General features: G+C 36.9%; 12 protein-coding genes and 1 tRNA gene. 5 read left to right on the top strand and 8 right to left on the bottom strand.

What is annotated here, in order from left to right; all coding sequences use genetic code 11:
* Positions 1 to 59: 59 nt before the first annotated feature.
* The gene (locus tag ACLFMM_RS07185; RefSeq protein ID WP_410808045.1) at positions 60 to 194 is read right to left on the bottom strand and encodes a hypothetical protein; all 135 of its coding nucleotides are present in this window, start codon (positions 192 to 194) and stop codon (positions 60 to 62) included.
* A 167-nt stretch (positions 195 to 361) separates the two neighbouring features.
* On the opposite strand from ACLFMM_RS07185, the gene ACLFMM_RS07180 reads away from it, so the two are divergent.
* The 5 genes from ACLFMM_RS07180 (at position 362) to ACLFMM_RS07160 (ending at position 4,376) form a co-directional block, all read left to right on the top strand.
* Positions 362 to 685: a TIGR00304 family membrane protein gene (locus tag ACLFMM_RS07180; protein WP_410808044.1), complete on the top strand. Its 324-nt coding sequence runs from the start codon at positions 362 to 364 to the stop codon at positions 683 to 685.
* Positions 686 to 820: 135 nt separating this feature from the next.
* The gene (gene uvrB, locus ACLFMM_RS07175) at positions 821 to 2,815 is read left to right on the top strand and encodes an excinuclease ABC subunit UvrB (RefSeq protein WP_410808043.1); all 1,995 of its coding nucleotides are present in this window, start codon (positions 821 to 823) and stop codon (positions 2,813 to 2,815) included.
* Positions 2,816 to 2,895: 80 nt separating this feature from the next.
* Positions 2,896 to 2,967 (top strand) — tRNA-Gly (locus ACLFMM_RS07170).
* A 338-nt stretch (positions 2,968 to 3,305) separates the two neighbouring features.
* Positions 3,306 to 3,590: a ferritin family protein gene (locus ACLFMM_RS07165; protein ID WP_410808042.1), complete on the top strand. Its 285-nt coding sequence runs from the start codon at positions 3,306 to 3,308 to the stop codon at positions 3,588 to 3,590.
* Between the two features lie 132 nt (positions 3,591 to 3,722).
* Entirely contained in the window at positions 3,723 to 4,376 is a 654-nt protein-coding gene (locus tag ACLFMM_RS07160) for an HAD family hydrolase (protein WP_410808041.1), read from the top strand.
* A 69-nt stretch (positions 4,377 to 4,445) separates the two neighbouring features.
* Here the strand turns inward: ACLFMM_RS07160 and ACLFMM_RS07155 are convergent, their stop codons facing one another.
* The 7 genes from ACLFMM_RS07155 to ACLFMM_RS07125 all read right to left on the bottom strand — a co-directional run bounded on the left by ACLFMM_RS07155 (position 4,446) and on the right by ACLFMM_RS07125 (position 10,896).
* The gene (locus ACLFMM_RS07155; RefSeq protein ID WP_410808040.1) at positions 4,446 to 6,362 is read right to left on the bottom strand and encodes a beta-CASP ribonuclease aCPSF1; all 1,917 of its coding nucleotides are present in this window, start codon (positions 6,360 to 6,362) and stop codon (positions 4,446 to 4,448) included.
* Positions 6,363 to 6,497: 135 nt separating this feature from the next.
* Positions 6,498 to 7,133: an archaeal proteasome endopeptidase complex subunit beta gene (gene psmB / locus ACLFMM_RS07150; protein ID WP_410808039.1), complete on the bottom strand. Its 636-nt coding sequence runs from the start codon at positions 7,131 to 7,133 to the stop codon at positions 6,498 to 6,500.
* A gap of 114 nt (positions 7,134 to 7,247) precedes the next feature.
* A complete protein-coding gene (locus ACLFMM_RS07145; RefSeq protein WP_410808038.1) occupies positions 7,248 to 7,754 on the bottom strand; it encodes a TIGR00295 family protein in 507 nt (168 codons plus the stop codon).
* Between the two features lie 5 nt (positions 7,755 to 7,759).
* Complete coding sequence (locus ACLFMM_RS07140; protein ID WP_410808037.1) at positions 7,760 to 8,257, bottom strand: transcription factor; 498 nt, start codon at positions 8,255 to 8,257, stop codon at positions 7,760 to 7,762.
* Between the two features lie 39 nt (positions 8,258 to 8,296).
* Positions 8,297 to 9,520, bottom strand: a complete 1,224-nt coding sequence (locus ACLFMM_RS07135) for an ATP-grasp domain-containing protein (RefSeq protein WP_410808036.1) — start codon at positions 9,518 to 9,520, stop codon at positions 8,297 to 8,299.
* A 43-nt stretch (positions 9,521 to 9,563) separates the two neighbouring features.
* Entirely contained in the window at positions 9,564 to 10,607 is a 1,044-nt protein-coding gene (locus ACLFMM_RS07130; RefSeq protein WP_410808035.1) for a 60S ribosomal export protein NMD3, read from the bottom strand.
* 49 nt (positions 10,608 to 10,656) lie between these two features.
* On the bottom strand, positions 10,657 to 10,896 hold the full coding sequence (locus ACLFMM_RS07125) for a hypothetical protein (protein ID WP_410808034.1): 240 nt from the start codon (positions 10,894 to 10,896) through the stop codon (positions 10,657 to 10,659).
* Positions 10,897 to 11,064: the final 168 nt, after the last annotated feature.

Genomic DNA, 11,064 nt, shown 5'->3' with positions numbered 1-11,064 from the left:
ACGCTTACATCCCCGATGCTTTGTAAATACATCGGGGTTTTACGCTTTGCTTATATAAATTATTCATCTTTACAATAATTCATTTCCTTTGCCATCTTATGGAATGTCTTTACTGTTCGTATGAATACACATAGATTTTTATCACTATTTTGTTTACAGGATTCTAATTCTTCATTCTCTTTGGTAACTACCATAATTCCACCTCAATGATGGTACAAAAAATACGTTTTGATATTATGAATTGGTTTTGGTTGGTTCTATTATTTTGTACAAAGTTTTTATTTGTAGGTTCCATGAATGTAGTGAAACAGTTAAATTGTGAATTTGATTAATAATATATCCGAGATTAAGAGGTATTAAAATGGCTGGTGAAATTCTCATCTATTCAGGTATTTTTGTTATAATTATCGGGTTTATGTTGATAACAATCTCTATAATAATGAATACTTTGGAACAGTCCGGAAAAAAGGAATACGATTACAGAAAAAACACAGTTGAACAAAGACAACAGCATACCTATACCTATGAAAAACCTGAACCTAAATTTAAGGGTGGTGGTGTTATAATGATTGGACCTATTCCAATAGTGTTTGGGTCGGACAATCAATCGGTACAGAAATTGATGATACTGGCTATTATTTTGATGCTAATAGGATTTGTATTTATGTTTGTTTACTCATTGTAATTAAATTGTAGAACAAGTTGTGAACAGGTTTGATGTGAATAACGTGAATACAGTTCTTGTAAATATATTCAACTGTAAACTATATAAACCTCCAAACACATGAACATATTATTCAAAACAAAATTGAATTCAACAATGAAATCCTTCAAAATAGTAACCAATTATGAACCAAGAGGGGATCAGCCCTCAGCTATTTCTCAGTTAACAGATGGGCTTTTTAAAGGCTTGAAACACCAGACATTGTTGGGGGTTACCGGTTCAGGTAAAACCTTTACAATGGCAAATGTCATAGAAAATGTCCAGAAACCAACCCTTGTTATTGCACACAACAAAACACTTGCTGCTCAATTGTATTCTGAGTTCAGGGAGCACTTCCCGGACAATGCAGTTGAATATTTTGTAAGTTACTACAATTATTACCAGCCTGAAGCTTATATCCCAACTACTGATACCTACATCGAAAAAGAATCCTCCATCAATGAAGAAATTGATAAATTACGTCTATCAGCCACCAAATCACTCATGGAACGCAGGGATGTAATAGTAGTTTCCAGTGTTTCATGTATCTACAATATAGGTTCACCTGATGAGTGGAGGGAAATGTCTTTATTCCTCTCACCGGGCGAAGAAATCGATAAAAGTACCCTGTCTGCCAGTTTGATCAATATACAGTATGAGAGAAACGATGTGGAATTTACACAGGGAACATTCAGGTCAAAGGGAGATACTGTTGAAATTTATCCTGCACAGGAAGACTATGGAATAAAGATTGAGCTTTTTGGAGATGAGATTGAGAAGATTTCATATTTTGACCCATTGACTGGTAACGTACTCAGAACACTGAATCAGGATGAAAGCATCGTAATTTACCCAGCAAAACACTTTGTAATGCCCCAGGACCAGATTGACAGAGCCATAAATTCCATTGAAACAGAACTTGAAAAACAGGTCTCCAGATTTGAAGTAAATAATCAACAACTTGAAGCCCAGAGACTTTTGCAGCGTACAAATTTTGATATGGAAATGCTGCAAGAGATTGGATATTGTAGTGGTATTGAAAACTATTCCCGGCATTTTGATGGACGCAAACCAGGTGAACCACCGTATTCCCTTCTTGATTTCTTTCCTGATGATTATCTTATATTTATAGATGAATCACATGTTACAGTTCCACAGATTGGTGGTATGTACAATGGTGACAGAGCCCGAAAAGATTCACTTGTAGAGTACGGGTTCCGCCTCCCCTCAGCCTATGATAATCGTCCCCTGAAATTCGATGAATTTGAAAAAAGGGTCAATCAGATAATCTATGTTTCAGCAACACCTGCAGATTATGAATTGAAAAAAAGTGAACAGGTTGTTGAACAAATAATCCGACCTACAGGACTTGTTGACCCTGAAATAATAGTGCGACCTATAAAAAATCAAATCGATGACCTAGTAGGTGAAATCAGAAGGGTATCCGATGACGGTTACCGTACCCTTGTAACCACTCTTACAAAACGGATGGCAGAAGATTTGACTGATTATTTGCTTGAAGTTGGTATCAGGGTTAAGTATATGCATTCAGATATCGATACCCTTGAACGTGCAGAAATTGTCAGAAGCCTTCGAAAAAAGGACTTTGATGTACTTGTAGGTATTAACCTGTTAAGAGAAGGACTTGATATCCCGGAAGTTGAACTTGTAGCAATACTTGATGCTGATAAAGAAGGGTTCCTGCGTTCAGAACGCTCTCTCATCCAGACTATTGGAAGAGCTTCAAGGAATGCAAAAGGTCGTGTCATCCTGTATGCAGATAAAACCACAGGTTCTATGAAAAGAGCTATTGATGAAACAAATCGCAGACGTGAACTCCAGATAGATTTCAATAAGAAGCATGGTATTGTCCCACAGACAATTACAAAAGCGGTTCAGAAAGAACTTGTGGGGATAGAGTATCCAGAACCTCAAAACAGTGATTTTGCAGAAACTGTTGCAGTAGCAGAACACAAATCTACAAAAGATATTGAAGACCTGATAATCGACCTTGAAGAAGATATGGAACTTGCTGCAAAAAATCTTGAATTTGAAAAAGCTGCAGAATTAAGGGATAAAATCAATGATATACGTAAAAAATATTCTCTGTGATGGGATACATCATTACAAACCCAGTATTAAAACCATAAACTTTATATTTCAAAAACACAAGTAACACATGCTATAATCAGGCGTTGATGGTCTAGTGGCTATGACTGGGGCCTTCCAAGCCCCAAACCCGGGTTCAAATCCCGGTCAACGCATCCTTTTTTTAACAATTCTTAATCATTTTTTGAACTGATTTCCTGAAATGACTGATGAAATTTTTCAATTAATCTATAATTATGACACTTAGATATATATCCATGACTGGCAGATTTTGTATTGGTATTTCAATGTGCACTAAGGAGGATATGAATTCAAGAGAAATGGAGCAGGAATCCAACAGTTTTAACTGTTCTCTTCAAATCAAAATACTCTAAATTAAAATAAAAACTTAGAGTTAAACTTAAACTTGGTAAATTGAAATTTTTGATTTAAATATACTATAGGAAAAAGTTTATCTTTTTTGTATGCAATATAGGATACAGGGGTGAGATTTTTGCTATCAAAAATACCAATTGACCTCAACAAAATAAAACTGGAAAACAAAGATAAAGAAATACTTAGAGCTGCAATAATTGCGGAGTTGGATGCCATAAACCTCTATGAAGAAATGGCAGACCTTACTGATAATGACGATATCAAAGCTGTACTTCTTGATGTAGCAAAGGAAGAGAAAACACATGTTGGAGAATTCCAGACAATGCTATTAAGGTCAGATTCAGAACAGGGTCCTGAACTTGAAGCTGGTAAGAAGGAGGTTGAAGAAGAATTATCAAAATAAATTATCGATTTTAATAAATTTACAATTCTTTTTTCTTTTCATCCATGCTTTTGATACTTTTTTCCATTTCTAAAGAACTTAAAGGTTTTTGATGTAGCAACATTTATCAGACATCAATATAATGATTGAGACATGTTAAAAGCGATGATTTTTGATTTTGATGGTGTTCTTGCGGATTCTATGCCCTATCATGCACAGGCATGGAAAATTGCACTTGAAGAAGCAGGTGTTGAAATAAACATCGAAGATATATATGAAGTTGAAGGTTCCAACCATGTAGGGATTATCCAGTTAATGTTTAAAAAGGTAGGTAAAACACCACATCCTCAACAGTTTGATGAAATAGCACAGAAAAAGAGAGAAATTTTTTCAGAAATCAGCAATCTGGAAACTTTTGAAGATATGGATAAATGTTTATTCATTCTGAAGAAAAAATTCAAACTAGCAGTTGTGTCTGGGGCTGACAGAAACGCTGTTTATAACATGGTAAATCAGTTTTATCCAGATATTTTTGATATCATAGTCACAGGTGAAGATGTTGATAATGGAAAACCTTCACCTGAACCTTATATAAAAGCACTAGAAATGCTTGATGTCCAAAAGGATGAATGCATTGTTGTAGAAAATGCACCACTTGGTGTAGAAGCCGCAAAAAATGCAGGCTTATACTGTGTGGCTGTTCCTACTTACGTTGGTCCTGACAAGTTGAATAAAGCTGATATCGTGCTTGAGGACCATAATACTCTGAAAACATACCTGCACAGTCTATATTCAGGACAGATATGAAGTCTAGAGTGGGATAAGTGCAGGTACTTAATTATTTATAAATTCCCTGCACTTAAACCTGCGATATTTTTACACCAGTCGTACGGTTTCAAGGTTTGTAAGTGCACGTGTTTCGATTTTGTTTTTCTTGTAGATGGAACTTGCAAGGTCAATACAGGATTTCTCTTCACCATGTTCTGTATAAACACGTTCCGGACGCGGTTTCATCTTTTTGACATAGTCCATCAACTGTTTCCTATCTGAGTGTCCAGAGAATCCGTCTACAATTTCCACATTCATATTGAGATTAATTACATGTGTCCCGCCATTTGAAGATGTTGACATTGGAATTTCTTTCCAGCCTTTTTGAATGCGGCGTCCAAGGGTTCCATCAGCCTGATAACCCACGAATACAAGAGTATTGTTTTCATTGGAAGCAAATGCTTTGAAATATTCAAGGACAGGACCAGCATTCATCATACCGGCTGTTGCAAGTATGACACAGGGATGTGGTTCATCAATGATTTTCTGGCGCAGTTCATTGGAATCCACTGGTTTGAATGAATCTGACAGGAATGGATTTTGTCCTTTCTGGAATATAGATTTTCTTAACTCGTTGTTGAGATATTCGGGATATGTGGCATGGATTGCAGTTGCTTCCCATATCATTCCGTCAAGGTAGATTGGAACATTATCAATCAAACCTTTTCTTATAGCATCTTCAAGGACAATCATAACTTCTTGACTTCTACCTACCGCAAACGCTGGAATCAATACAATTCCATCCTTATTGAGGGTATTGATAATCACCTGTTGAAGATGTTTTTCTGCATCTTTAAGGCTTGGCTGGATAGCATTGGAACTACCATAGGTAGACTCAGTTATAACTGATTCAACCCTTGGAAATTTGTTTACAGCAGGGTCAAAGAGTCTGGTACTGCCATATTTGTAATCTCCTGTAAACACTACATTGTGCAATCCATCACCGATATGGAAATGAGCTACTGCAGACCCAAGAATATGCCCAGAATTGTGGAATGTGAGTTTTATATCTGGTGCGATGTCAGTAACCTCTTCAAAATCCAGAGTGATTGTGTGTTTAAGTGCTTCACGTACCTGAGAAGATTCATATGGGATGATTCGACCTTCTTTGCCTGCTACATCAATATAATCGAGCTGTAGAAGTGCTGACAGGTCCCTTGTAGGCAGAGTACAGTATATGGGTCCCTGATAACCGTATTTGTACAACAGTGGTATGAATCCTGAGTGGTCAAGATGAGCATGGGTCAGTACAACCGCATCCAGTTGACTAAGTGGATAAGCTTCAGGAACATAGAGGTATGGTGTCATGTTCTCTTCAGAACCAACATTTACTCCGCAATCAATCATTATCCTTGACTCAGGTGTTGACAGGATGAAACAGCTTCTTCCGACTTCTTTACATCCGCCGAGTGATGTAACTCTGACCCACTGATCCTTTGAAGTACTTTCTCTATGGATTTTACGTCCTACTGCTTTTAAAATATCCTTCCTTTCCTTGTGATTGTTTCGCATGAATTCACGGATATTTTTAACAGTTCGTGATTTGATGGGTGGTGCCCGCACTACTTTTGGAGTCCAGCCGATTTTTTTTGTAATTTCTCTTAAGGTGTCCCCCTGTTTTCCAATAACAAGACCCGGTTTTTCAGCTTCTATAATCACCTCCCCTACATCAGGGTCAAAATGATAATTGGATATTGCCGCTTCTTCAGGGACTATATTTCCTATCTTATTCATGGATTCTTCAGGTGGTACAAGCACCTTGGGATCCGGTCGTACAACTATACGCGTTCTGAGGTCTTTTGCAAGGTTTCGTATAATATTACCATTATCTGCAAACTTACGTGGCTCTTCGGTATAAACTACCAGTTGAGGTCCTTCAAATTCAACAGTAGATATTGTGGTATCATTTGGTAACTTGCTTTCAATTCTCTTTTTTAAATCCAGTAACATCTCTTCTATATCCATAGGAACAGCCTTCCTGTAAAAAATTGGATAGAAAATATTAAAAATTTCTATGGGTTGTATCAAATTCAAATCTGAATATCAAAAATATAAAATAAAAACAAACAGGGATTTTTTTAGTTTTTTTATTTATAACGATTAATTGAGAGCAGCACGTTTATTGTTGACCTCCTTCTCGTTTAGCTGCTTATAACCATCTTTAGTTATAACAACTACATCAATGCCGTCTCCTGATGCAGAATCACGTTTCATAGCATTATGGAGTGCTCTTACTGCAAGATCTATACCCTCATCTGAAGTCATACCTTCATGGTAGCGGTCCTCGAGTAAACCATAGGTTATTGGGGAACCTGACCCTGTTGCGACAATATTTGTTTCTTCTATTCTTCCACCCAATGGGTCGAGTGAATACATATTAGGTCCGGTTTTATCAACACCGCCTACTATAAGCTGCACCATAAGTGGGAAATACCGCTGACCACTCAACAGATTGGACAAAAGCGTAGTAATTCCCTTTATAGTCATTGGCTCTTTGCGTCTCATTTTAAAGAGCTTGGCTTCGACACTTATAATACGGACAATTTGCTGTGCATCCCCTACTGAACCAGCTGTTGTCATTCCTATTCTGTCATCAATCTGGTAAATTTTCTTTGCGGTTTTACTTGCAATGAAATTTCCCATTGTAGCTCTTCTTTCAGTTGCAAGGACTACAGCATCACTGCAAGCTATTCCAACCGTAGTTGTTCCTTTTAAATGTTGATTATCACTAGTCATTAATATACCTCATAATTAAAAAATGGAAAAATAATTACTGAAAACTATATGTAGAATACTGATAAAGCATTGGTAATTTTTCTATATAAGTTTTTCCACTTGGAAAGCTATTCATCAATAAACACCTATTTCGTACGCAAGTTGTTTGACTCGGTTTATTATATCTTCATCCAGGTTTTTACCCCTCATTTTTGATACGTATTCATCCAAAGTCCTCCGCTTTGTACCCTCTACAAGATTATCGGCATGAGCTATTATTTTTTCTTCGATGGTTCGGGGCACATAATCATCTTCCGGGAAGCTCAGATTCTTTGCCTCTTCAGGTGTAACACCTGCTCCTATATGTGTTTTAATGATTCGTATAATTTTGGGATCTAGACCTATTGATTCAGCAATTTTAGCTCCTTCAACCGCATGTTTTATTCCGTGTGTACGCGACCGACCGATATCGTGGAGAAGACCTCCAATTTCTACAAGTTCCATATCCACCATTTTTCCGGAAGCTCTTACTTTTTTCGCAATCTCGACTGCAAATGATGACACTGCCTTACAATGTTCAATGACATGGGTTTCACAACCCAATTCCGTGAGTAAATTCAAAGCTTCTGTCCGTGATATCATGGTCTTTATCCACACTTTTCCAATTCCTCTAGCCTTGATTTTATTGTTTCTATAGTTTTGGAATTATCCTGAGCTACCAGGTCTTCTCCGCAAACAGGACAAAGAAAATGACAATTTGTAGCTTCACTGAACAGAAGACGAACACATCCTTCAGGACAAACAAAAAACACGTTTCCTTCTTCAAATTCAAGACGCTGCTCAAGGTTTTGAATAAGCCTTTTTTTCTCCTTTTCCAGCCGGGATTCTATACCTGATAAATCCAGACGCCATAGGTATGTCAACCATCCGCTGTTGGTGTCACGTTCCCTTCTGCACACTACAAGTTTATATTCATTAAGGATGAAAAGGGTGCGTCTGACGATATTTAAAAGAACACCTGTTTTTTCTGCAATCTCCTCATCAGTAACCTCTCCTTCAGGCATGTCCTCAATCATTTTCAGGCCTTCTTCACCAACCAGCTGTTTCAGGAAACCTCGAATAACCGGATCATTTAAATCTGCCAAAAATCTTCACCTCAATAATAGCAATTCATATGAAATAAGTTAGGATATTAATTTTGTGTTTAAGTTCTGTATGGATTTATTATCCTTTTGATAATAACAACTATCTGTAAGATTGCGAATATAGTCCACACTTTTTCTTAATTTTTCTGTGACATCATTTCTGTTGTACCCTGTGTGTACCACTGAGACCATTGGTTCGTCAGTGCTTATATTATGTCCGAGATTTGGGATATCTACTGTATTTTGACAAACCAGTCCCTTAAAAATTCGTTCATTAATAAACAAATTTCCCTTTGAATAGACAATTGCTTTTCCTGCAAAATGGTTTACATGAGGTTTAGTATCAGGTAAAATACCGGAAAATGATTTTACATGGGCATCAAACAGATTCATACCTGTTGCAAGTTCAACGGTATCCAGACTCCCTTGAAATCTTGGGTTTATCTCCAGGATAACTGGACCGTTTTCAGTTATGATAAAATCAACTCCATTTGAGCCTATGAGACCAAATTCAAGCACCAACTGTTTTGCTGTTTCGCATATCATTTCATGGTAGGAAGTTTCAAACGGTGTTATATTACCACAATAGGCAAACCCCATATCAGTAAGCTGTGACTCACCAATTAATTGTTCATTTAAAGCTATTGCACATGCCTCAGTTTCAGTGGAAATAATTGATACACTTGCAGGAATTCCGATTTCAAATTCCTGGATTATTAAATCATCTGCTGTCCATGATGGGTATGATTTCAGTAATCCTTCTATAACAGATTCCAGTTCATCAGGGGATCCTACTTTCCTGTTAAGTAAGCCTCCACCAGCACGGTTCGGTTTGACCATTACAGGGAAATTCCTAGTATCAATATTATCGTGCTCTTTTCCTGAATACGTAACAGGGTGTGGAATATCCAGGGATTCAAGTCTACTGGCGAATCTGTACTTATCTGTGACAGCATTCATAATCTGCTGGCTGTTGTTTAACAAGCGATAAGGTAACCTTTTCTGGTTTATCAATTCAAAACCTGAACCAAGTACAATAGCATCAAAATCAACATCAAATTCAGCAATCCATTCCTCTATCCTTTGTAAAGGGATTGTTTTTACATCGTCTGCATAATTAGATGGTATTTTTTTTGTTGCAACTGCACATTCTGTAAGGTCAAAGTCACAGAATGCATCGATTGAATATACATTATATTCTGATTTACTTGCAGAGCATGCGATATTCCTGGTATCGCATCCAATTATCAGAACGTTTTGCACTTGATTAATATTTGCTTCTCCTTTAAATTTTACTAATAAAATATTAATCAGGTATAACAAACAATCCATGTTCTGTTTTAATCACAGATATTTCGTTTTTATCGTCACCTGTAAAAACCACCGGTTTTTGGATGGTTATTGTCTTATAGGTTTCAGGATCAAGAACCATAACATCTTTTTCATCTTCAGAAACAAGAACCGCTGTAAGTGTATTATCTCTGTTAGTTACCAGTACCGCGCCATTCATTTTACCATGGTTTTCTGCAAAACGAGTGCCATCAGAAAGGTCAATACCAGTTATCCGCTTTCCTATATTTTTAATTTCGATTATCCGACCTTTGTATTCAATAATATCCCCAGGTTTAAATTCTGGCAACCTCATGGAATAAGTAACTCTGTATATATCCTTTCCGTCCTTTTGTCCGAACAATGTCGGAGATTCGGTAAATTTACCACCAAGCTCTGATTCTATCTGTTTGCATATCTGGCGGGCAGTATTTGATGAACCTATGTAAAGGTCGATCCCGTGTTTTGATTCTACTGATTTACTTATAAATGCAAATCTTTCACCTTTTTCATACATACGGTTTACAACATCATTTGTAATCCTCATGCATTCTTCGATCTCACTTTTATCAGGAACTCTGTTAGTACTCCGAATCTGCACTATGCCTTCGAAGTAACCACCGGAAATCCGGCTGCACCTGTCACATGATTCACGACCGATACGAACTTCTGTTTCAAGTTCCTGGTTGACTGGTAAGTCATTTACCCGTGCATCAATACCAACACGTACGAGGAACATATAGGGTGTAAGCTGTTGAGGTTCAAAATAGATGTCCAGATTGCTGGCATACTCATGTATCATCAATTCATCTTCCACCAGTCTGATTATTGTCTCCTCAAGGTTGTCCACGTCACTCCATACACCCTGATAATAGACTGAGCCGCATTTAGAACAAAATTTTACATGAATTACATGAGGGAGTTTAGCAAGTTGAAATTGGTCAAAAAAACAGCTTTTACAGACATTTTCATATAATACATCAGTTTCATTTCCACATTTGGGACATAAAATGAGACTCATCATTAAAAAGTGTGTAGTTGGTTATATATAAATTTCGCCTGAAATGCAGTTACCACAGTTCCCATCTGTCTTTTTTAAGCTCTCCACCTTCAAGAAGGTCCTCATCGTACATTTCACACTCTATATTCTCAATACCCAGTGCTATTCGAAGCTGATACAAACAATTTACACAGATGTATTTATTGCCAATGAGTTTACCTTCACAAATTGTCTTATCATCCTGGATTTTTTCATCTATAACTTCCGGATCACAACAGTTCACTCCGCAAAAAATGCATCTTGGACTCATATATAAACAATAATCATTATGGATTAAAAAAGGATTTGGTATAACTATTATAAAAAGGGAAAGAAAAATGGCTCTGTAGAAATCCTATTTGTATCGATAATAACCAGCCAAATTTGGCAGATAAAACTAACATATAGAAAAACATATAGATACATTATTAGCTCAGAT

Origin of the sequence: Methanohalobium sp. (assembly GCF_046546175.1) — an archaeon.
GTDB lineage: Archaea > Halobacteriota > Methanosarcinia > Methanosarcinales > Methanosarcinaceae > Methanohalobium.
This window is presented reverse-complemented; position numbering and strand designations above follow the sequence as displayed.

Bases quoted from the DNA above. Each gene is read 5' to 3' on its own strand.
- ACLFMM_RS07130 (WP_410808035.1), bottom strand. From the start codon at position 10,607: ATGAGTCTCATTTTATGTCCCAAATGTGGAAATGAAACTGATGTATTA.
- ACLFMM_RS07125 (WP_410808034.1), bottom strand. From the start codon at position 10,896: ATGAGTCCAAGATGCATTTTTTGCGGAGTGAACTGTTGTGATCCGGAA.
- ACLFMM_RS07180 (WP_410808044.1), top strand. From the start codon at position 362: ATGGCTGGTGAAATTCTCATCTATTCAGGTATTTTTGTTATAATTATC.
- ACLFMM_RS07145 (WP_410808038.1), bottom strand. From the start codon at position 7,754: ATGATATCACGGACAGAAGCTTTGAATTTACTCACGGAATTGGGTTGT.
- ACLFMM_RS07160 (WP_410808041.1), top strand. From the start codon at position 3,723: ATGTTAAAAGCGATGATTTTTGATTTTGATGGTGTTCTTGCGGATTCT.
- ACLFMM_RS07185 (WP_410808045.1), bottom strand. From the start codon at position 194: ATGGTAGTTACCAAAGAGAATGAAGAATTAGAATCCTGTAAACAAAAT.
- psmB (WP_410808039.1), bottom strand. From the start codon at position 7,133: ATGACTAGTGATAATCAACATTTAAAAGGAACAACTACGGTTGGAATA.
- uvrB (WP_410808043.1), top strand. From the start codon at position 821: ATGAAATCCTTCAAAATAGTAACCAATTATGAACCAAGAGGGGATCAG.
- ACLFMM_RS07155 (WP_410808040.1), bottom strand. From the start codon at position 6,362: ATGGATATAGAAGAGATGTTACTGGATTTAAAAAAGAGAATTGAAAGC.